This is a genomic window from Chitinophaga sp. W3I9 (genome assembly GCF_050434025.1).
Taxonomy (GTDB): Bacteria; Bacteroidota; Bacteroidia; order Chitinophagales; family Chitinophagaceae; genus Chitinophaga.
Map to the genome: position 1 here is coordinate 925,944 of NZ_JBNPWC010000001.1, position 21,621 is coordinate 947,564.

The 21,621-nt window shown below is 46.3% G+C and carries 15 protein-coding genes and 1 pseudogene; 12 read left to right on the top strand and 4 right to left on the bottom strand.

Annotation, left to right across the window (positions count from 1 at the left end; all coding sequences use genetic code 11):
- Nucleotides 1–63 precede the first annotated feature (63 nt).
- Together QFZ51_RS04105 and QFZ51_RS04110 are read left to right on the top strand one after the other, a co-directional pair.
- Complete coding sequence (locus QFZ51_RS04105; protein WP_429043445.1) at nt 64–537, top strand: SRPBCC family protein; 474 nt, start codon at nt 64–66, stop codon at nt 535–537.
- 16 nt (nt 538–553) lie between these two features.
- Entirely contained in the window at nt 554–1,276 is a 723-nt protein-coding gene (locus tag QFZ51_RS04110; RefSeq protein WP_370909026.1) for a 2-phosphosulfolactate phosphatase, read from the top strand.
- Between the two features lie 194 nt (nt 1,277–1,470).
- Here the strand turns inward: QFZ51_RS04110 and QFZ51_RS04115 are convergent, their stop codons facing one another.
- Complete coding sequence (locus QFZ51_RS04115; protein WP_429043448.1) at nt 1,471–1,851, bottom strand: DoxX family protein; 381 nt, start codon at nt 1,849–1,851, stop codon at nt 1,471–1,473.
- A gap of 227 nt (nt 1,852–2,078) precedes the next feature.
- Between QFZ51_RS04115 and QFZ51_RS04120 the strand changes: the two genes are divergently transcribed.
- Nucleotides 2,079–2,873 carry an MBL fold metallo-hydrolase gene (locus QFZ51_RS04120; protein WP_429043451.1) on the top strand — a complete coding sequence of 265 codons (795 nt, stop codon included), beginning with the start codon at nt 2,079–2,081 and terminating at the stop codon, nt 2,871–2,873.
- A gap of 227 nt (nt 2,874–3,100) precedes the next feature.
- On the top strand, nt 3,101–6,841 hold the full coding sequence (locus QFZ51_RS04125) for an SNF2-related protein (protein WP_429043454.1): 3,741 nt from the start codon (nt 3,101–3,103) through the stop codon (nt 6,839–6,841).
- A 45-nt stretch (nt 6,842–6,886) separates the two neighbouring features.
- Here the strand turns inward: QFZ51_RS04125 and QFZ51_RS04130 are convergent, their stop codons facing one another.
- Entirely contained in the window at nt 6,887–7,420 is a 534-nt protein-coding gene (locus QFZ51_RS04130) for a DUF3267 domain-containing protein (RefSeq protein WP_429043457.1), read from the bottom strand.
- A gap of 30 nt (nt 7,421–7,450) precedes the next feature.
- Entirely contained in the window at nt 7,451–8,482 is a 1,032-nt protein-coding gene (locus tag QFZ51_RS04135; protein ID WP_429043460.1) for a tetratricopeptide repeat protein, read from the bottom strand.
- A 246-nt stretch (nt 8,483–8,728) separates the two neighbouring features.
- Here QFZ51_RS04135 and QFZ51_RS04140 point away from each other — a divergent pair, with 246 nt between their 5' ends.
- The 7 genes and pseudogenes from QFZ51_RS04140 to QFZ51_RS04170 all read left to right on the top strand — a co-directional run bounded on the left by QFZ51_RS04140 (nt 8,729) and on the right by QFZ51_RS04170 (nt 17,700).
- Nucleotides 8,729–9,073, top strand: coding sequence for a DUF7674 family protein (locus tag QFZ51_RS04140; protein WP_429043462.1), 345 nt, complete (start codon nt 8,729–8,731; stop codon nt 9,071–9,073).
- A gap of 235 nt (nt 9,074–9,308) precedes the next feature.
- Complete coding sequence (kdpA, locus tag QFZ51_RS04145) at nt 9,309–11,021, top strand: potassium-transporting ATPase subunit KdpA (RefSeq protein WP_429043465.1); 1,713 nt, start codon at nt 9,309–9,311, stop codon at nt 11,019–11,021.
- Nucleotides 11,022–11,042: 21 nt separating this feature from the next.
- Nucleotides 11,043–13,089 (top strand): annotated as a pseudogene (kdpB, locus tag QFZ51_RS04150) (potassium-transporting ATPase subunit KdpB).
- Between the two features lie 26 nt (nt 13,090–13,115).
- Nucleotides 13,116–13,679, top strand: a complete 564-nt coding sequence (gene kdpC / locus QFZ51_RS04155; RefSeq protein ID WP_370909035.1) for a potassium-transporting ATPase subunit KdpC — start codon at nt 13,116–13,118, stop codon at nt 13,677–13,679.
- Nucleotides 13,680–13,790: 111 nt separating this feature from the next.
- Nucleotides 13,791–14,873 carry a porin gene (locus tag QFZ51_RS04160; RefSeq protein ID WP_429043468.1) on the top strand — a complete coding sequence of 361 codons (1,083 nt, stop codon included), beginning with the start codon at nt 13,791–13,793 and terminating at the stop codon, nt 14,871–14,873.
- An 11-nt stretch (nt 14,874–14,884) separates the two neighbouring features.
- Nucleotides 14,885–16,009, top strand: a complete 1,125-nt coding sequence (locus tag QFZ51_RS04165) for a sensor protein KdpD (RefSeq protein ID WP_429043470.1) — start codon at nt 14,885–14,887, stop codon at nt 16,007–16,009.
- On the top strand, nt 16,006–17,700 hold the full coding sequence (locus tag QFZ51_RS04170; RefSeq protein WP_429043473.1) for an ATP-binding protein: 1,695 nt from the start codon (nt 16,006–16,008) through the stop codon (nt 17,698–17,700). Before QFZ51_RS04165 ends, QFZ51_RS04170 begins: the two co-directional genes overlap by 4 nt.
- 5 nt (nt 17,701–17,705) lie before the next feature.
- On the opposite strand, the gene QFZ51_RS04175 is transcribed toward QFZ51_RS04170, so the two are convergent.
- Nucleotides 17,706–20,654, bottom strand: coding sequence for a PAS domain S-box protein (locus QFZ51_RS04175; protein WP_429043476.1), 2,949 nt, complete (start codon nt 20,652–20,654; stop codon nt 17,706–17,708).
- A gap of 283 nt (nt 20,655–20,937) precedes the next feature.
- On the opposite strand from QFZ51_RS04175, the gene QFZ51_RS04180 reads away from it, so the two are divergent.
- Entirely contained in the window at nt 20,938–21,594 is a 657-nt protein-coding gene (locus QFZ51_RS04180) for a porin family protein (RefSeq protein ID WP_429043479.1), read from the top strand.
- Nucleotides 21,595–21,621: the final 27 nt, after the last annotated feature.

The following is a 21,621-nucleotide window of genomic DNA, read 5'->3' on the forward strand; positions in this document are numbered from 1 at the left end:
TGTTAATTTCGGTGCCTGGAAGTTTTCGGTGCACCGGAATTTTTATATTTTATTACCATATCTATGCCTACTATTCATTTAACTACCGTTATCTATGCTCCCCTGGAGCGGGTCTACGACCTGAGCAGGAGCATTACGCTGCACAAGCGAAGTATGTCGCACCGGCAGGAAGATGCGATAAAAGGCCGCACCAACGGCCTGATATCTTATAATGAAACAGTGACCTGGAGAGCAAAGCACCTGGGAAAGATGAGGGAACTGACCACTAAAATCACTGCCATGCGTCAAAACGAGTTTTTTACCGATGAGATGACTGCCGGCGACTTTACCCATATGAATCATGAACATTACTTTAAACCAATAGAGAATGCCACGGTGATGATTGATATTATGGACTTTGGCGCCCCTTATGGTTGGTTCGGAAAAATATTTGAGCGGCTCTACCTGCAAAAATATATGACCAGGCTCCTGCAGGAAAGAAATAATACCATTAAGGATTATGCAGAGAGCGAAAAGTGGCGGGTAATCCTTGATTAAAGCAAAACATAACTGAATGACAGATAGCAACAAACCCAGCCTGGAAGTATGTTTATCTCCGGCATTATTACATTTGTTTGATGTAAAAAACAGCATCGTAGTTATCATAGATGTACTGCGCGCTACCTCTACCATCTGCACCGCCCTGTACAACGGTGCTTCCCGGGTAATACCGGTTGCCAGCGTGGAGGAATGTGTGAACATCGGCCGCGCGATCAGCGGTATCACCGCCGGTGAAAGAGATGGCAGGATAGCAGAAGGACTGGCATACGGCAATTCTCCCTTTGAATATCCACGCGAGTTCGTGGAAAATAAAACACTGGTACTCACCACCACCAACGGTACTAAGCTGCTCCACATGGCTAAAGATGCCATACAAATCATTACCGGTTCCTTCCCCAACATCAGCGCTGTTTGCGATTACCTGGTGGCGCAAAACCAAAATGTCATCCTCGGGTGCGCTGCCTGGAAAGACCGTGTAAACATGGAAGATACCTTGTTTGCCGGTGCCGTGGTAAGCCGCATTAAAGAGCACTTTGACGTAAACTGCGACTCCGCCATTGCTGCGGAAACACTTTACCACTCCGCTAAACACGATATCTATACCTTCATGAAACAGGCCTCCCACTACAAACGCCTCGCGCAGTACGGTCTGGAAAAAGATATTCACTACTGTCTTACTGCAGACGGCGCCAACGTGTTGCCACTGTTCAGAGACGGGGAACTCATTGCAGGGTGAGCGCGGATTTTGTCTTTCTCAGGATTACGCTGATTATACTGATTTTTTGGATTTTATCCTTTGGATTTTTAAAATGATTAAGGGAGACATAAGCGGATATTTCCGCTTATGTCTCCCTTAATCATTTTAAAATCAAATATGGTCAAATCTTAGTAATCAGTATAATCAGCGTAATCCTGAGCCAAGACAAACTCCTACTCCTTTGGGGCGATACCTTTGTTCAGTGTGAAAAATATGGTTACCAGTAACATCGTCAGCGGATAGGAAATTTCGGCAAAGGGCGCGCCGCTGGTAATTTTAAACAGCGTTGCCACTACCATGGTAAGTAGTAAGGCAATTGCCGCCGGCCGTACAAAGAAGCCGGTGATCAGTGCAATGCCGCCAAGGAATTCAGCCATGGTAGCCAGAATACCCCAAACCGCCGGCCAGAAAGTAATACCCATTATTTTCAGGGTGCCGCCAAGAAATTCCCAGGTACCGGCGCCGCCGGCAATTTTCATAATACCAAAAATTGTGAATAATACGCCAATGCCTATACGAAGAATAAGAAATGCCAGTTTGTTGTTGTTTGTCATAGAAAAGAGTTTAAAAATGTGATGCAAAAATAAGATGATGAACCAGGGAAGTCGATGGATAAAATGTGTTTTGTATTGGACTTTTTTTACCGGCCTTGTTTCATTGGCTGGTCAGCCAGGTGGACTAAATCTTGGAGCATCCATGAAATAAAAACAAATGGTTCTGTTATGCCGGCTTGTTCGCTTTGACTAAAAAATCCTATATTCTGTTTTCTAAAGAGGATGATATGACACACTATATCTGCAGCACCTGCGGAGTGCAATATGATGCCACAGAAAAGGCGCCGGCATGCTGTCCTATTTGTGAAGATGAGCGGCAGTATGTAAATCCCGGCGGACAAGCATGGACGACCCTGGAACAGGTGCGGCAAACCCACCGGAATATTATAGAAATGGTGGCGTCCGATCTTTATGCTATTTACACAACGCCGGATTTTGCCATCGGGCAGCGGGCGCATTTATTGATTACCCCATCCGGGAATATCCTCTGGGATTGCATAGCTAACCTCGACGCCTCTACGATTAATATTATTGAGAAACTGGGTGGCATCAAGGCTATTGCCCTCTCCCATCCGCATTATTTCTCCACCATCGTGGAATGGAGTCATGCTTTTGGCAACATTCCCGTTTATGTGCACCAACTGGACGCCCAATGGCTGCAGCGCCACGACGATGTGATTAAATTATGGGCAGGCAATGAATTGCTGCTGTGGGACGGCATCCGGTTGGTATTATGCGGTGGTCATTTTGCCGGCGGCAATGTGTTGTATTCCCCGGCCGGAAAGGGATGTTTGCTTGTGGGCGATGTGGTGCAGGTATCTTCCGACAGGAAAACTGTGTCGGTGATGTACAGTTATCCGAATAATATTCCTTTATCTGCCACCGAAATTAATACCCTGCATGCCGCCATAAAACCGTTAAACTATGATGCGATGTATGGCGCTTTTGGAAAATATATTAAAACCGGCGCCAGGGAGGCTGTCGACTTTTCACTGGAAAGATATCTGAAACGTATCCGGTAAACGCTTGATAAACAAGCTTCTATATTTAAAAAAAATTATGTTGAAAAATACGCGTTACACCGCCATAGTAAACGGAGAGCGGTTAACGGGTTCTTAATGAGTGACCCGCGGGTTATTAGAAATTTTCTGCTTACTTTTGTGGATTGCCTTTTTATCAGCTGTTAAGTTTTTTTGATATATCTAGTAACCCTTTTGCTGATAATAAAAAGCGGGCAACAACGTATAGTATGTCGCTACCCCATTTGCTAAAATATGTTTACAACAACGGCACTGATGAAGTGATCCGCAGGGGGAAGCGTATTTTTTCGGCCGGGGGCGTTGAGCTCATCGAGGCAGACCCGGTGCTGAAAACAGCTACCTTCCGCGTTAAGAGCGACACACATGCCAATTATTACCGTGTTTCCATCAATAAGTATGGAGAAACTACCGGTATGTCCATCCGGTGCCAATGCCCTTACAACCTGGGCGACATCTGCCGGCACGAGGCGGCAGCACTGTTCCAGCTCCAGGAAATGCTGGACAAAAATCATTTCGAGAGCTTCGACACACAGTTTGATCAGCAGCATACGCTGATTAAAATGAAGTCTATCGATATCAAATCCATTAAACTGCTTACCTCCGGTACTATACTGGCAGAAGCAGAGGAAATTGCCAAGAAACATCCCGCCAAAATAAGCCTGGCCAAAGATGAAAAGGTAGAAGCCCTGCTGAAAGTCAATGGAGAAGAGTTCCCGCTGATCATTCAACGGAATGAAGAACGGTTTTTTGATACGCATTGCACCTGCGATGAAACAGAACATGCACTGTGTGTACATAAAACAGCCCTCTTCCTGCAACTCCTGCAGAAAAACGGTCCGTTTTATTTCGATACCCTCCGCAACTGGGACAAAGAAAAGAACAAGCTGCTATCCTTATACGGCTATTCTCTTACCGACGACCTGGACGGAAAGTTTGCCTTCTCCTATATGGACGGCAAACCGTTTTTACGTGTACTGGACCCCACCATCAAACGGGTAGATGGCGCCGCCGCAGGCAGCAGGCAACCGGTTACGGCCCCCCCGCCACCGGAGGAGACCATTACCATTACACAACGGCTGGCAGCGGTTTTCAACGCCAACGAAACATTATACCCTTATTTCAAAATAGACCTGGTAAGCGGCGAAATTAACGAAGAGCAAACGGCCTTCGTATCACTGGCCAGCAAACTGGATCTTACCAAATACGTCGACTTCTACCAGTTCAAGGAAAAAGACCGGGAACTGATAGCGCCTATACGAAAATTACAGGGCAGCGAAGTCAGCAAATTTCTCAGCAAAAATTCTCCGTTTGCCGGTATCTGGGAAAATATAACGCACGAAAATGCAGAAGAACTTCCCACAGAAACAAAAGAACTGATGCTGGAATACCTGCATCCTAAACTCGCCAAACTGTTCCCGCAGCTGGCAGAACATGGATTGGTATTTGAACTGCCCAACCGGCAGGCGTTTAAAACAAAGAACCTGCAACAACTGCAGATAGGCGCCGACAGGCTCAAACTGGTCATTAAAACCAACACCGGCGATACGCATGTAGACATTAACTGCTACGTGACCATCGAAGGAGAACTGGTGAATGTGTCTGAAAACGAATGGGAAAGCCCGTTGCTGTTCCTGCACAAACAGATGATCTATTTGTTTGAAAGCCCGCAGGATGCCCTGCACGTGGAACTCTTCCGTCAAAACGGTCAGCTGCGCATCGCTAGCAAAGACTGGCCCGCTTACCTGAAAGACTACCTGCTGCCATTGAGCCGTCAGTACGATATCCAGTTCGATAAAGGACTGCTGGCAGAACTGAAAGATGTAATGCCCGAGCCACGGGTATTCCTGAAAGAATTGGGCGAAACTTTTATCATACAACCCGGATTTGCTTACCGCGGCCAGGAAGTGGAGTGGAACGATGAGAGCAAGATCACGGTGCAGGAAGGAAATAAAGTACTCATCATCCACCGGAATAAAGAAGCCGAAGAAACTTTTGTAAATAAACTCCGCACCTTACATACCAACTTCACGCAACACGATAACCACAATTATTTTTACCTGCGTGCTAAAGAGGCGCTGAAAAATAACTGGTTCTTCCTGTTCTTCGATGCACTGAAAGAAATGAATGTGCGGGTGTTCGGATTCGATAACCTGCGCAACTTTAAGTTCAGTTCGCATAAGCCGGTTACCAATTTACAGATCAGCTCCGGCATCGACTGGTTTGATGCACAGATTGAAGTATTGTATGGTGATCAGAAAGTAAGTATCAAGGATATTAAAAATGCGCTGGCCAACAAACAGAACTATGTACAGCTGGCAGATGGCTCCCTGGGCCTGTTGCCGGAAGAATGGCTGCGCAAATATTCCCTGCTCTTCAAAGTTGGGGAAGAAAAAGATAAAGGACTCAAACTCAGCAAATATAATTTCAGTGTCATCGATGAACTCTATGAATTTATTGATGATGAAGCAGTAGTATTGGAACTTGAACAAAAGCGCCGGAAACTGCTGCAGTTTGATGAAATCCGCAATATTGCCCTGCCGGAAAACCTGCAGGCCACCCTGCGCCCCTACCAGGAAAGCGGTTTCCAATGGCTGAACTATCTCGATGATATCAAATGGGGTGGTATCCTCGCGGATGACATGGGGTTGGGTAAAACCATCCAGGCGCTTACCTTCCTGCAGTATTACAAGAACAAGCACGGTGGTAAAACAATGGCGCTGATTGTTTGTCCTACTACGCTGATCTATAACTGGGAAAATGAAATCAGGAAATTTACACCTGATATCAGGCATCATATCCATCACGGGCCGGCACGATTAAAATCGTCTGAAGAGCTGGGTAAATTTGATGCTATCATTACCACTTACGGTACGCTTCGCAGTGATATTCAACTGCTGATGAAACTGGAGTTTGATTATGTCATCCTCGATGAATCACAGGCCATTAAAAATCCGCAGTCGAAAGTAACCAAAGCCGCACAACTGCTCCAGACAAAGAACAGGCTGGCGCTGAGCGGTACTCCGATGCAGAATAATACCTTCGATATTTATGCCCAGATGAACTTCCTGAACCCGGGAATGCTCGGCAGCGTGGACTTTTTCCGTAACGAATTTGCTACGCCGATCGATAAATTCCAGGATGAAGAAAGAAAAGAACATCTGCGTAAGCTGATCTATCCGTTTATCCTTCGCCGTACAAAAGAACAGGTAGCGAAAGATCTCCCGGAAAAAATAGAAACTGTAATTTTCTGCGAAATGGATGCGGAACAACGGCATATTTATGATGCCTACAGGAATACCTATCGCTCCAAGATCCTCGGTGTTATTGAAGATCAGGGTATGGAACGCTCTCAGCTCACCATCCTGCAGGGCCTGATGAAGCTGCGGCAAATCTGCGATTCACCGGCTATCCTGAATGATACGGAACAGTATCCGAACCATTCTGTGAAGCTGCATGAACTCACCCGCGAAATTTCTGAAAACATCGGCAACCACAAAGTGTTGATCTTCTCGCAATTCCTGGGCATGCTCGGATTGATCCGCGACCGGATGCAGCATCTCAAAATACCTTATGAATATTTTGATGGCAGCACTTCCACCGTTGATCGTGAAAAGGCTATTCAGAACTTCCAGAACAACGACGAGTGCCGCGTGTTCCTTATTTCACTGAAAGCCGGTGGTGTGGGGCTGAACCTTACTGCTGCCGACTATGTTTATATTGTAGATCCGTGGTGGAACCCGGCAGTAGAGCAACAAGCCATTGACCGTACCCACCGTATCGGGCAAACGAAGAATATCTTCGCTTACCGCATGATCTGTAAAGACACCGTGGAAGAAAAGATATTGCAGCTGCAGGAACGTAAGAAATCACTGGTGAAGGAAATTATTTCTGACGACAGTGGTTTTGTGAAGAAGCTGACGAAAGAAGATGTATTGTACCTGTTCAGTTAGAACGGAATAAATTTATAGGGGAGCGATGTTGCATCGCTCCCTTTTTTATGCACAAAGCGCTATGATGATCTTCGGTAATCCAATGGCGACGAAGATGCCGTAAGCAAGATCCAGCCAAAAGAAGGAACCCAGGGCACCAAGCAGAATAATGCCAGCTACCGGTACAGCAATGATTTTCAGCCACAGCGGCGTACTTTCACCATGCCATAAAATAGACCACATACTTTTTGCATCGCCAATACTTGGGAAAGCATGCATGGCAATACTGATACCGAGATAAAGCAGCACATAATCGAACACGGTACCCGATTCGAAGGTTATTACCGGGATGGCTGCGGGGAATGCAATAATTAATCCCAGCAGACTGTTTACAATGAATGGGCCTATGCTGATCATGAGCTGATGTAATGGGTTACGCGGTATTTCATGGATCACATATCCAGCGGGATTGTCCACCTGGAAATATTTTACTTCAAATATAGCAACACCAAACAACCGGCAAAAAAGCTGATGCGCAAATTCATGCACAACAACACCTGGAAACGTAAGCGTGGTAATAAGAATGCCTGGGACAAACATTATTTTTATTTTTTAAGATCAGAGAGATGATTAGCGATAACTGATTTTACCGTTGATGATACCGGTTATATCAGCAATGCTGCTGGAATCGCTTCCTGGCAGGGATACTAGTACTTTAAGTAACCGGTCGCGTTCTTTAATATTGTCGTTAAAATGATTGGCAAGCGTCAACGTGCCTAATGTCATTACTTCATGCGGATTCAGTTCATAAGCCTGTTGCGCCCTTTGCAACGCTTCTTTATTGCGTTGTTGCGCCAGCAAAATCTTTGCATAGCTGGCCAGTGCATAGTAAGATTCTGCATTTTGTTGCAGTACCTCTTCACACAATTGCAGTGCTTTTTCAAATTTTTTCTCTTTCCTGTAGCTATGAGAGAGCATGATCTTAGCGACTTGAAAATCGGGATTGCTTTTTAACAGCTTATTAAGCAAACTGTCGGCCCGGGAGAAATTATCATTATTGAATGCATGCTTAGCCAGGATATAGTTTGCACAGGCATCTTCAGGATGATTATTGCAATATTTCTCCAATGTCTGTTCATACAAAGGCGAGTCAATGGGTATGCGGCTTAGGGACGCAGCAAATGCAGTATCCGCGATCATATAATAACGAAAATCTGCTATAATGTTGTTTGTCTTGTCAATTAACTCCACGTTGTCATTCTTTCTGCCGGCTACCAGCCTTATTACACTATCTGCTTCTTCTAATTCCACATTATTGAAAGCGGCTATAATATAATGCTCACAGGCCTCAAAATTGTCGGGGAACTGCTGTAATACCTTTTCTAACAATCTTTTTTCCGTTACATAATGATGAGTCGCTTCTGCTTTTATCGCCTTTTCATAGATAACGCCTGCTTTAAAATACTTTGGGAAGTTATAGCCCGAAATTAAAAAAAGCAGAAGTACTCCTGCGGCGGCAAGTTTTACACTGGTTAGTACAGGGTAACGGCTCAACTTTTTCCTGCAGTCCCGGCAAAGTGGTGCTTGATATCCGGGTTCTATTTCGGGGTTGGAACAATTATGACAACCATTTCTGGGAGCTTCTTCGTTTAGTTCATCCATTTATACACATGGTTTAGGTAAGGGATTGGGTTATATGGTATATAAATTAAAGATATCAAAACTCTTTCATTTTTGCATACACCCTACCATTTTTGCATGGTTTGGCCAATGAATATCTTCTCCCTGTCTCCCCTGAAAATTATTTAATACCCTGATTAATAACTGCTTATTCCCTTTTGAAGCATTCATTCCCAATGATGGCACTCCGCTGGCATTACCTCATTTGTATCAAAACAATTGATTCATATGCTACCAGATTCAAAAATCTCTCAACTGATAGGTTTACAGATTCCGGGGTTAACATTTCCCGCAGAACAGCATCAACCTGCAAAGAGTTCCATCAGTAAGGTGATCCACACTTTTGCTGATTATACCGGCAGGATGATCCGGAGTGAGCAACTTCATGAGGTGAAACGTTGTTTTAACGTGGCCGCTGTATTGTATCACAATGGAAGCAATGCCCTGCGTAACGCCATCGAAAGCGCGTTTATGTATACCCTCTCTCCCCTGCTCTGCGGAAAGCATAAGGAACTGCTTCCTATATCACTGAAGAACGTAAGGATTCAGCATTTACAAACTATAGCTATTTAAACACTTTTATGATGATGACTATTCTCCTGGTGCTGGCAGGATTGGCCTGCTTCGCCGTATTCTTTAAATCGGTCGACTATTTCGAAAAGATCTAACTAAAACACTTGTTATCATGACTGCATTATTTGTTTTGTCACTTTTCGTTTTCGGCTACATGATCTATGTACTGTTAAAACCTGAAAAATTCTGATTGGAGATATTACTCCCACGCCTATACGCAAAAAAGCTTATTTAAATGACAACAGAAATCTTAGGCGTAATCGCCACCTACGGCATCACGCTTTTATTGGCCTGGCCCTTGTCGAGGTACATTGTTAAGGTATTCAGGGGCGATCGTACCTGGTCCGATTTTATGGCGCCGCTGGAACGCCTCTTTTTTAAAATTTCCGGTATCAATCCTAATGAGGAAATGAACTGGAAAGAGCATTTGAAGGCATTACTGACCATCAATCTGGTATGGTTTGTATATGCCTTTTTTGCGCTGTTCTTCCAGGACAAGCTGCCACTGAACCCGGATGGAAACCCCGGCCAGTCGGCCGACCTGGCGTTTAATACCGCCATCAGCTTCGTGGTAAACTGTAACCTGCAGCACTATTCCGGTGAAACAGGCGTTACTTATTTCACCCAATTATTTGTACTGGCCTTCCTGCAGTTTGTGAGCGCCGCTACCGGTATTGCAGCGCTGATCGTGGTGTTCAAAGCCATGAAAGAAAAAACAACCACTAAGCTGGGGAACTTCTGGGATATTTTCTTGAAAACAATCACCCGCATCCTGCTGCCAATAAGCATCGTAATTGCACTGATCTTTGTTTTCAATGGCATGCCTGCCAGTTACGCCGGCAAAGAGGCTATTGTTACCATGCAGGGCGACACCGTGAATGTGTCTCATGGCCCGGTAGCAGGGTTTGTGGCGATCAAGCACCTCGGCACCAATGGCGGTGGATGGTTTGGCGCCAACTCCGCACACCCGCTGGAAAATCCCAACTACGTTACCTGGATGACAGAAATGGTGGCGCAGGTACTCATTCCCATCGCAATGGTATTTGCACTGGGGATGTTTATTCAACGGAAAAAATTTGCGATGGTCATCTTCGGGATCATGACCATCGGTATGATATGCCTGCTGATTCCTTCCATGCAGCAGGAAATGGCTGGTAATCCTGCCATTGCCCACATGGGTATCCAGCAGGCTACCGGGACCATGGAAGGAAAGGAGGTGCGGTTTGGAGCCGCCGCCACAGGGTACTGGAGTACAGTAACCACTATTATTTCTACTGGTTCCGTATGCGGCTGGCACGATAGCACCATGCCTATGACAGGTTTAATGCAACTGCTGGGGATGATGCTGAACTGCTTCTATGGCGGTTGTGGCGTGGGGATCCTCAACTATTACATCTTTATTGTTATCGCGGTGTTTATATCCGGACTTATGGTAGGCCGTACGCCTGAATTTATGGGGCATAAGCTGGAAGCGCGGGAAGTAAAGATCGCCGCTATTATTACGCTGTTGTCGCCGTTCCTGATACTGGCGGGCACTGCTTTATCATCATGGGTATTGTCGCACCATCCGGATGCCAACTGGGCAGTGAAGCCATCGGCCTGGTTAAATAACCCCGGCTATCACGGCTTCTCCGAAATGCTGTACGAATATACTTCTGCCAATGCTAACAACGGTTCCGGTTTTGAAGGTTTGGGAGATGGAAACGTTTTCTGGAATGTATCTACCGGCTTTATACTGATCCTCGGCAGATTCCTGCCTATCATAGGACCAGTGGCCATTGCAGGTTTGATGGCTTCGAAAAAATATATACCTGAATCCGCCGGTACGCTGAAAACAGATTCACTCACTTTTGGCGCCATGACCTTCGCGGTGATCGTGATCCTTACTGCCTTGTCTTATTTCCCGGCGCTGGCACTGGGTCCGATCGCAGAGTATTTTTCCCTCTAATTTTTTTAATGACTGACTACCATGAAGCATGATAATAAATTGTTTCCGAAAGAATTGGTGATGGAGAGCCTGAAGCAGTCTTTCGTAAAACTGAATCCGAAATTAATGATCAAAAACCCGGTGATGTTCACCGTGGAAATAGGTACTGCCGTAATGCTGATAGTAGCGCTGTATGCACTCTTTACCGGCAATAAGGAACAGGGCAGTGCGGCGTATAATGTCGCCATCTTTATAGTACTCTTCCTTACCGTGTTGTTTGCCAACTTCGCCGAAGCCATTGCGGAAGCGCGTGGTAAAGCACAGGCCGAAAGTTTACGTAAAACAAGAGAAGAAACACCAGCAAAGAAAGTAGAGTTGGTAGGTGAAATCTTTACCAACGAAATCAAAATCATATCCTCTTCTTCCCTGCGTAAAGGCGACATCTTCGTATGTGAGCCAGGCGATGTTATTCCCGCCGATGGCGAAATAGTACAGGGCCTGGCCAGCATCGACGAATCTGCCATCACCGGTGAAAGTGCACCGGTTATCCGGGAAGCGCGGCGGTGATAAATCCAGTGTGGTAGGCGGTACCAAGGTATTGTCCGATCATATTAAAGTACGGGTAAGCACTGAGCCCGGTGAATCTTTCCTGGATAAAATGATAGCCCTCGTAGAAGGCGCCAGCAGGCAGAAAACACCGAATGAAATTGCGCTCACCATCCTGCTGGCCAGCTTCACCCTGGTATTTATCATTGTATGCGTAACGCTGAAACCATTTGCCGACTACGCACAAACACCGATCACCATTGCGGCCTTCATCTCCCTGTTTGTATGCCTCATCCCTACTACCATCGGTGGTTTATTATCGGCTATCGGTATTGCGGGAATGGACCGCGCCCTGCGGGCCAACGTAATCACCAAATCAGGGAAAGCCGTGGAAACTGCCGGCGATATTGATGTGCTGTTGCTGGATAAAACCGGTACCATCACCATCGGTAACCGCAAGGCCACTAACTTCTACGCTACCAATGGTATACCCACGGCGGATTTTATCCGCCTCTGCGCACTCAGCTCTTTATCGGATGAAACACCGGAAGGTAAATCCATCGTGGAACTGGCGGGCAAAGATGTGGTGAGTAAATTATCGGTGAGTGGCGCCAGCCTGGTGAAGTTCACCGCCGAAACCCGCAGCAGCGGCATCGATCTACCCGATGGTAGCCGTATCCGCAAAGGCGCCTATGATGCCATCAGGCGGCTCGCTGAAAAAGAAGGATTTTCTTTCCCCGCGGAAACACTCGCAAAAGTAGAATCTATTTCCAACGACGGCGGTACGCCGCTGGTAGTAGCGCTCAACAGCAAGGTGCAGGGCGTTATTGAATTGCAGGATATTATTAAGCCGGGTATCAGCGAGCGTTTCGACCGCCTGCGTAAAATGGGCGTGAAAACGGTGATGGTAACCGGTGATAACCCGCTTACAGCTAAATATATTGCCACCAAAGCCGGTGTGGACGACTTCATCGCCGAAGCCAAACCGGAAGATAAAATGAGCTATATCCGCAAAGAGCAAAACGAGGGCCGCCTCGTAGCCATGATGGGCGATGGTACCAACGATGCGCCCGCCCTGGCACAGGCAGATGTAGGCGTGGCCATGAATAGCGGTACCCAGGCTGCAAAAGAGGCCGGTAACATGGTGGATCTCGATAATGACCCTACCAAGCTGATTGAAATTGTGGAAATCGGGAAGCAGCTGTTAATGACGCGCGGTACCCTTACCACTTTCTCCATCGCCAACGACGTGGCAAAATATTTTGCTATTGTGCCCGCGCTGTTTGTGGCTTCCATACCAGCCTTGCAGGGCATCAACATCATGAAACTGCACAGCCCCGAAACAGCGATCCTGAGTGCGGTTATTTTCAACGCCATCATTATCCCGATGCTGATACCGCTGGCCCTTCGCGGCGTGGCCTATAAGCCTATCGGCGCCAGCGCATTGCTTCGCCGCAACCTGCTGATCTACGGTGTTGGCGGTATTGTAGCGCCTTTCATCGGTATCAAACTGATTGATATGCTGATAGCGCTTTTTATGTAATTGTAAACTGATAAATTTTTAAAGAGATGAAAAAATATCTTTGGCCTTCTGTAAAACTCACACTGTTACTGGTGGTATTATTGGGAGGAATATATCCGCTGTTCATTGCCGGCGTGGCTAAAATGGCTCCCGGAAAAGGCGATGGTATCAAAGTAATGCATAACGGAAAAGTAGTGGGCTATGAAAACATTGCGCAGAAATTCAGTGATGATAAGTATTTCCAGCCCCGTCCTTCTACGGTTGATTATAACGCCGCCGGTTCCGGTGGGTCCAATAAAGCAGCGGGTAACCCGGATTACCTGAAAACGGTACAGGAAAGAATTGATTCTTTCATGGTACACAACCCGGATGTAAAAAAAGAAAACATCCCCGCAGAACTGGTCACCGCTTCTGCCAGCGGTTTAGACCCGCACCTCACTCCCGCTGCGGCTTATGTACAAGTGCCGCGTGTGGCGAAACTAAGAGGCATTCCTGCGGACAAACTGCAACAACTGATCGATGCCAATACCAAAGGCCCCTTGATGGGACTGTTTGGACTATCTACTGTTAATGTGTTAAAATTAAACATAGCGCTCGACGATATGAAGTAGCGCGCAGTTCTATTATTCCTTACCTCTGAATGTCCTGTGAACAACCTTTTAACTGGTGGCCTGTCGCAGCAGGTTACCAGTGATCTACCAACACGAACCTATATATTTAAAATGAAGAAACTTTTATTACTGGCCGGCGCTCTGGCAGTTGCTATTACTATGTTTGCGCAGGACGCACCGGCACAAGAGAAAGAGAAAGGAAAAGTAACCTTTTCCGGCTATGCAGAGGCATATTACAGTTACGACCTGAACAACCCGGCCAATCATACTAAGCCTGGGTTCCTGTATAACTACAATCGCCACAATGAATTAAACCTCAACCTGGCGATGGTAAAAGTTAACTACACATCGGACCGTATCCGTGCCAACGTAGGGCTGATGGCCGGCACCTATCCCCAATACAACCTGGCAGCAGAACCCACCCTGATGCAGTATGTATACGAGGCAAACGTCGGTATCCGTATAGGCAAGAACGTTTGGATCGATGCAGGAGTAATGCCCGCACACATCGGTTTTGAAAGCGCCATCGGAAAAGATTGCCCTACGCTTACCCGGAGCATCCTCGCAGAGAACTCCCCCTATTATGAAGCCGGCGCCAAAGTAACCTGGACGCCCAACGACAAATGGTCGTTTGCCGCTATGTACCTGAACGGATGGCAAAGGATTAAAAAAGTGGATGGCAACCAAACCCCTGCTTTTGGTACACAAATCACCTTTAAGCCAACAACAAAAATATTGCTCAACTGGAGCACTTATATCGGTAATGATCTCCCGGATAGTGTACGCCAGATGCGCTACTTTAATAATGTTTATGGTACCTTTAGCATAACGGATAAATTCAGTGTCATCGCAGGATTCGACTATGGATTACAGCAAAAAACTAAAGGATCATCCAACTTCAATAGCTGGTACAGTCCTGTTGTAATTGCCCGGTACGCCTTTACAGATAAATTTGCGATGGCGGGACGCGTAGAGCAGTATAATGATAAGAACGGCGTTATCATCAGCACCGGTACACCGGATGGCTTCCAAACCACCGGCTATTCACTTAACCTGGATTTTACCCCGGTGAATAACGTGATGTTCCGGCTGGAAGGCAGAACGTTTAACGGAAAAGACAACACATTTATAAAAGGAACAGAATTGAAGAACACGAATACAGCGATTACCGCATCACTGGCCGTATGGTTCTAACTAAATAAATAATGACAGATAAAGAACACTCCGTACAGCAATTTCTTAACCTGGCTAACCGCGCCGGCAGGGGGAAGTTTAAGATCTACATCGGTATGAGCGCCGGCGTAGGAAAAACGTACCGTATGTTGCAGGAAGCGCATGCCATGTTAAGAAATGGGGTGAATATCCAGATTGGTTACATCGAAACACATGGGCGTGCGGAAACGCATGCCCTGCTGGATGGATTACCGCAAATTCCCCGCAGGCAGGTATTTTACAAAGGGAAAATGCTGGAAGAAATGGATCTTTCCACCATCCTGCTCCTGTCGCCCGACTGGGTAGTGGTGGATGAACTGGCACACAGCAATATCCCCGGCTCCAAAAATGAAAAGCGCTGGCAGGATGTGGTGGACCTCCTGAATGCAGGGATCAATGTTATTTCTGCCGTGAACATACAACACATCGAAAGCATTAACCAGGAGGTGAAATCCATAACCGGTGTGGAAGTACAGGAGCGCGTTCCTGATCTGGTGCTGCAAATGGCCGATGAAGTGGTGAACATCGACCTCACCGCCGATGAGTTGATCACCCGTTTGAAAGAAGGTAAAATTTATGATCGCTCTAAAGTGGAGAGCGCCCTGGGCAATTTTTTTCAGGCAGATAAAATCCTGCAACTACGTGAGCTGGCACTGAAAGAAGTAACCACGCAGGTGGAGCGGAAAGTAGAGATCCAGATCCCGCGTAACTTACAGATGCGCCATGAAAGCTTCCTGGCATGCATTTCTACCAACGATGAAGTGGCCCGGAAAGTAATACGGAAAACAGCGCGGCTGGCGGCCTATTATCACGCCGATTGGTTTGTATTGTATGTGCAAACCCCTGGCGAAAGTGCCGACAAAATCGCGCTCGCTGCCCAACGTCATCTTATTAATAACCTGAAACTGGCTACAGAACTCGGTGCGGAAGTTATCCAGGAACATAACGCTAATGTATCGGAAGCTATCATTAACATTGCATTGGAAAAACATGTTACCACTATTTGTATGGGAAAACCGCATATCAGTCTTTTTCGTATCATTTTGCGCACCAATCTGTTTAACCAGTTGTTGAAAACGCTTTCTTCCAACGATATCGACATTATCATATTATCATGAATACGTTCAGATTAAAAACAAAGATTACGCTTGGGGTATTGTTCCTGTACATCATGCTGCTGGTGGTGAGCATACTGGGCTATTACTATCTGAACCGCCTGAACGAAAAGGCGAAGTTTATTCTCAAGGATAACTATGAATCACTGGAGTATTCGAAAAATATGCTGGTAGCTTTGGAAGATCTGCCGGTTCATCGTGCTGCTGCGATACAAACTTTTTCCGATAATCTCAAAAAGCAACAGGCCAACGTAACAGAAAGAGGCGAGAAAGATGCAACGGCAGCAGTAACCCGCATTTTTGAACTATTGCAAAAAGATTCCACAGTAGAAACAGGCGCCATAAAGAAAAATATCTACACCATCATGGATCTCAATATGGCGGCTATCGTAGGAAAAAATGAAAGGGTAAAGAAAACCGCAGACAATGCACTGCTTTACATTGCCATCATCAGCGGGCTTTGCTTTGTACTGGGCTTTACTTTTGTGTATAATTTTCCCGGGTACATTGCCAATCCTATTGGTGCGCTTACCCAAGGGATTAAAGACATTGCCAATAAACAATACGGCAAAAGACTCTACTTTAAATCCGGCGACGAGTTTGGCGATCTGGCTACAGCCTTCAATACCATGGCCCAGCGGCTGGATGAATACGAGCACAGTAACCTGGCGCGCATTGTATTTGAAAAGCAACGCGCGGAAGCCGTGATCAGCAGCCTGAAAGATGCCACCATTGGTTTTGATGTAAATAATGTGATCCTGTTTGCCAACACCCCTGCCCTGCAATTGCTGAACATACCCGAGAAGGATCTGATCGGGCAGCCGGCGGAAGAAATATCCAAACGCAACGACCTGCTGCGTTTCCTCGTGAATACAAAGGAAAATGCGCCGCTAAAAATAGTGGTGGATGGAAAAGAATGTTTCTTCACGCGGGAAACAACAAATATCAGGCATGAGGAAAATCGTATAGGCTATGTAGTGATCCTCCGGAATATTACCACTTTCAAAGAACAGGATATTGCCAAAACACATTTTATTGCCACCATTTCCCATGAGCTGAAAACGCCGCTGGCGGCCTCTGATTTCAGTATTAAACTGCTGGAAGATGAACGGACAGGGGTACTTAGTGCTGAACAAAAAGAACTGGTCGACAGCCTGAAACAGGACAACCGGCGCATGATAAAAATTGTGAGTGAATTGCTGGATCTGTCGCAGGTAGAAAGCGGCAATATACAATTACAGCCGCAACCGGTTACTGCTATGAGTATTGTACAATACGCCATGGATACGGTGCAGAAACAGGCTGCCCAACGCGAAATCACTATCCGCACACAGGTGCCGGACACCTTGCCAAAAGTATTGGCAGACGTGGAGAAAACCGCCTGGGTGCTGGTGAACCTCTTAACCAATGCAATCCGCTACTCTGCTCATGGTGCTGCCATAAAACTAACGGTAACGCCTACCGGAACAGAGATGGTATCGTTTGTGGTACAGGACTACGGGAAAGGTATCCCGGAAGCTTTCCGGGGTAAAATTTTTGAAAGATTTTTCCAGGTGCCTGGGATGAAAGGCCAGGGAAACGGCCTCGGACTGGCCATTTCAAAGGAGTTTATCGAAGCCCAGGGCGGTATTATTGGCGTAAATAGCGAGGAAGGGAAAGGCAGCCAGTTTTATTTCACCTTACCCGAAGCATAACGTTGTCAGGGGTGTTCAATGTGCGCTTTTACCAGGGGCACATGCTGATAATAGAAGGTAGTAAGTTCCTCCAGCCTGGCGGGAATGCTGTCGAGGTTTTCCTCCAGCCGGGCATCTCTCTCAACAGATAAGGCTATATCTGATGCATATTGCATGCCAACCATGTTCAGGTTAAATTTCATCTGGTGCGCCAGCATATAAAGTGGTTGCCAGTTTTTTTCTGCCAGCAGCTGGTGCATCTCTGAAAGCTTTCGCGGGATGCTATCCAGCAGTTCCTCCAGCATTATTTTTACATGTTCTTTTTCGCCGGACATCATGCCGTATGCGGCGGATAAGTTTAGTTCGCTGTTGGGCATTTCAGTGGTTTTTTCTTTGTCAGTGGCTGATTCCGGCACTTGTTCCCCGAGTCCTTTCAGGATTTTCTGAAACAGGTCGGAACGATCAAATGGTTTGGACACATATTCGTTCATCCCGGCGGCCAGGCAGCGTTCCTTTTCTCCTTTCAGTGCGGAGGCGGTCATGGCAATCATATAAGTCCGGATGCCTTTCCGGCGGATGGCCTGACTGGTCTGGTAGCCATCCATTCCCGGCATCTGTATATCCATAATGATGCAATCGTACGTTTTGCAGTCCAGCATTTCAAGGGCCGATTTCCCGCTGTTAACCACGTCTGTTCTAGCGCCGGCATTTCGCAGCGTATGAAATACCACCTGTTGATTGATGTCGTCGTCTTCTACCACCAATATCGTTTTTCCCTGCAGTGGTTTTTCCGCCTGGTGCAGGGGGCCTTTTTCATTTTTACTGGTCATTGCTTTGTTATTGCGGGTGAACGGCAGTTCAAAATAGAAAGTAGCACCTTCATTCAGGTGGCTGTTTACCCGGATGAATCCATGTTGAAGGGTAATGAGTTCTTTGGTGATGGCTAATCCCAGGCCGGTACCGCCAAATTTGCGGGCATTGTTAGCATGTGTTTGGGAGAAGCTTTTAAAGATCAGTTCATGTTGTTCCGGATCTATGCCTATGCCGGTATCCGTTATTTCAAAGCCCAGCCGGAGTGTGGATTGTTCTTTATCTTCCTCCACCAGGGATACTTTCACGGTTACCTTTCCGGCGGGAGTAAATTTAATAGCGTTTTCCACGAGGTTGGTCAGGATCTGGTTAAGACGCACTTCATCTCCTAAAAGACAGGGTGGTATGGCGGTATCTATCTCATCAAAAAACAATAGTTCCTTTTGTTGTGCCTGTAGTTTCAGGGGAAAGAGGGCATTGTCTATTACTTCGTAAATATCCATCGGTTCATGTAGGAGCAATAGTTTGCCGGCTTTTATTTTTGAGAAGTCGAGGATTTCGTTGATGATCACCAGCAGGCGGTTGGCGGATGTTTTGATGGCGCCGGTATACTCCATTTGTATGGTAGATAACTGGCTTTGCTGCATCAGGAGGTTGGTCATGCCGATGATACCGTTCATGGGGGTACGAATTTCGTGGCTCATATTGGCGAGGAACATTTCCTGCGCGCTGACGGCCTCCTGTGCAAGGTTGTTTGCATTTTCAATGGCAGCGATATAGTTGTTTTTTTCGGTGAAGTCCTGTCCTATGCCGCAGATACCGATCATTTCACCTTCTGCATTCCGGAGCGGGAATTTAGTAATGAGAAAGTGATAGGTCTTATCGTTCACGGCAAAGGTCTGTTCTGATTTTATCCTGGCGCCTGTTGCTCTTACCTCGCGATCCAGGCTGGTATAGCGTTGCACCCAGTCGTATGGCAGCTCTGCATCTGTTTTGCCGATAATATTTTTTTTATCTGCGCCGTGTATTTCGGTAAACCGGTTATTTACGAGCAGGTATTTCCCTGGCATATCTTTTATGAACATCATGGATGGCATAAAGTCGAGGATAGCGTCCAACCGTTCCTGGAGATACATTACCTGGTCTTCGTTCCTTTTTTTCTTATCAATATCCCTTACAACGCATTGAAATTCCTTTACGCGGCCATCTTCGTCATACACCAGTGCGACCATTTGTTCCACCCATTTTTTTGCGCCTGATTTGGTAATGATTTCAAATTCCTGGGAGGTATAGTCGTCGCTTGTTTTCACCTGGTTGGTGTAAAAAGCTTCGAGCCGTTTCCAGGTATCTTCTTCCAGGAACAGGGAGTAATGTTTGCCTACCAGTTCTGTATTGCTGTAGCCGGTCATTTCGGTGGCCCCTTTGCTTACGTAAGTGAAGGTGCCATCCAGCCGGGCTTTATAGAGGATTAGTTCTGTTTCTTCCGCCAGTCGCAGGAAGGATTGTTCCCGTTTATGCAGCTGGTTGGTTTTCTGCTTCAGTTTCCTGAACATCCGGTATAAGTACCGCGATTCGCCCAGCAGCAGCACCAGGGTGAACAGGCTGATGATAATGGTAGTCCAGAAGGAGTACAGGGTATAGCGATTGTCTTTATCGATCCGTACAATCAGTTTCCGCCGGTTTTCCTGCAGGAAACTATTCACGGCGGCTCTTACGTTTTCCCGGAACCGGGCGTTTTCAGGGGCGGTTATCAGTTGCCTGGCCAGTGCTGGTTGAGTGGCTGCTATTGCCAGTATCCGTTGATGATAACCGATTTTTTGTTGGAGAAGGGTACTGAAATTATCCAGTATTTTTTGAGAGAGCGTATCACCGGGCATGCTGGCGGCAACAGACTTCAGGACGTGCAGCATGCTGTCTGGCAGGGCATAATTGGCGGCGGGTATGGTGGATTGTCCCCTCAGCAGCATGTCGCGGATGCTGTTGGTATAGTTGTTATCCAGCATGGCTACGGATCTTACCTTATCTATCAGCAGGTTGGTTTGTATTATGTCTTCAGCTGCGCTCCTGCTCCTGTTTTTAACGATCCAGGCATAATAAACAAAGCCCATGAGCGCCATAAATACTGCCAGGATAAGTACCAGCACTGTATTCACAATTTTTTTCATGCGAAGTTTTTCAACGGCTCTTTAATAGCATTGGCAGGGGTTATGAGGTTGGTGATGGATTATTTATTCAAAATAGGATATTTTGCGGCAATATTGTTGTTCATCTTGTTCAATCCAACGTATGGACCAGGAAAAGATTATGGTGGTCAATATTTCTTTTTCTGTTACTTTCGGCGTGCGAATGTAGGACCGGGTGAATGTTTTAGCAATACTTTAACGGATTGTCTTTACAATCATTCCATTATATTTGCCTAATATTCTTTTTCCTAAGTATGTATATTATATGAAGAAAATAATTTTTACCCTGGGTCTGATAGCTGTTTCTATTGGAGTTTTTGCACAGGATGGTGGCTCACCGATGAATAAGGCGGTTAATAAGGTTACCCATTCCAACGACTTTTTAATGGTACAGTTGTCATACGATGGCTGGGCGGGTGCGCCTGACAGTATTAAGAGCGGCCTTAACAGGGGTTTTAATATTGCCCTGATGTACGACTTCCCGTTCAAGAAATCCAAACTGAGTATGGCAGCAGGGTTAGGTATCAGCACCAGCGGTGTTTACCTGAAAGATCATACGATGGATATCCAGGGAAAGCTGAATCCTAACCAGGTATCTTTCCCTACTTCTTCGGCTAAAAAGAATAAAGTAGCGACCACTTACCTGGAAATTCCTATTGAATTAAGGTATCGCAGTGTGCCGGACAACGCCAATAAAGGCTTCAAAGCGGCAATTGGTGTAAAAGTAGGCGCCCTGGTGGATGCTCATACCAAAGTAAAATATACCGGCGCCAATGGCAGCAAGGATATTGATAAAGATGCCAACAGGGGATTCTTTAACCCATGGCGCTTTGCGGCAACTGCCCGCGTAGGTTATGGTAACTTTGCCTTGTTTGGCGCATATTCCCCTGAATCCAATGCTGAAAGACAACGCCAGCAATAACCTGGATATCAGACCTTACCAGATCGG

What these genes read in the sequence shown, in the direction of transcription:
- QFZ51_RS04105 (WP_429043445.1), top strand. Translation starts at nt 64, where the DNA reads ATGCCTACTATTCATTTAACTACCGTTATCTATGCTCCCCTGGAGCGG.
- QFZ51_RS04110 (WP_370909026.1), top strand. Translation starts at nt 554, where the DNA reads ATGACAGATAGCAACAAACCCAGCCTGGAAGTATGTTTATCTCCGGCA.
- QFZ51_RS04115 (WP_429043448.1), bottom strand. Translation starts at nt 1,851, where the DNA reads ATGACAAACAACAACAAACTGGCATTTCTTATTCTTCGTATAGGCATT.
- QFZ51_RS04120 (WP_429043451.1), top strand. Translation starts at nt 2,079, where the DNA reads ATGACACACTATATCTGCAGCACCTGCGGAGTGCAATATGATGCCACA.
- QFZ51_RS04125 (WP_429043454.1), top strand. Translation starts at nt 3,101, where the DNA reads ATGTCGCTACCCCATTTGCTAAAATATGTTTACAACAACGGCACTGAT.
- QFZ51_RS04130 (WP_429043457.1), bottom strand. Translation starts at nt 7,420, where the DNA reads ATGTTTGTCCCAGGCATTCTTATTACCACGCTTACGTTTCCAGGTGTT.
- QFZ51_RS04135 (WP_429043460.1), bottom strand. Translation starts at nt 8,482, where the DNA reads ATGGATGAACTAAACGAAGAAGCTCCCAGAAATGGTTGTCATAATTGT.
- QFZ51_RS04140 (WP_429043462.1), top strand. Translation starts at nt 8,729, where the DNA reads ATGCTACCAGATTCAAAAATCTCTCAACTGATAGGTTTACAGATTCCG.
- kdpA (WP_429043465.1), top strand. Translation starts at nt 9,309, where the DNA reads ATGACAACAGAAATCTTAGGCGTAATCGCCACCTACGGCATCACGCTT.
- kdpC (WP_370909035.1), top strand. Translation starts at nt 13,116, where the DNA reads ATGAAAAAATATCTTTGGCCTTCTGTAAAACTCACACTGTTACTGGTG.
- QFZ51_RS04160 (WP_429043468.1), top strand. Translation starts at nt 13,791, where the DNA reads ATGAAGAAACTTTTATTACTGGCCGGCGCTCTGGCAGTTGCTATTACT.
- QFZ51_RS04165 (WP_429043470.1), top strand. Translation starts at nt 14,885, where the DNA reads ATGACAGATAAAGAACACTCCGTACAGCAATTTCTTAACCTGGCTAAC.
- QFZ51_RS04170 (WP_429043473.1), top strand. Translation starts at nt 16,006, where the DNA reads ATGAATACGTTCAGATTAAAAACAAAGATTACGCTTGGGGTATTGTTC.
- QFZ51_RS04175 (WP_429043476.1), bottom strand. Translation starts at nt 20,654, where the DNA reads ATGAAAAAAATTGTGAATACAGTGCTGGTACTTATCCTGGCAGTATTT.
- QFZ51_RS04180 (WP_429043479.1), top strand. Translation starts at nt 20,938, where the DNA reads ATGAAGAAAATAATTTTTACCCTGGGTCTGATAGCTGTTTCTATTGGA.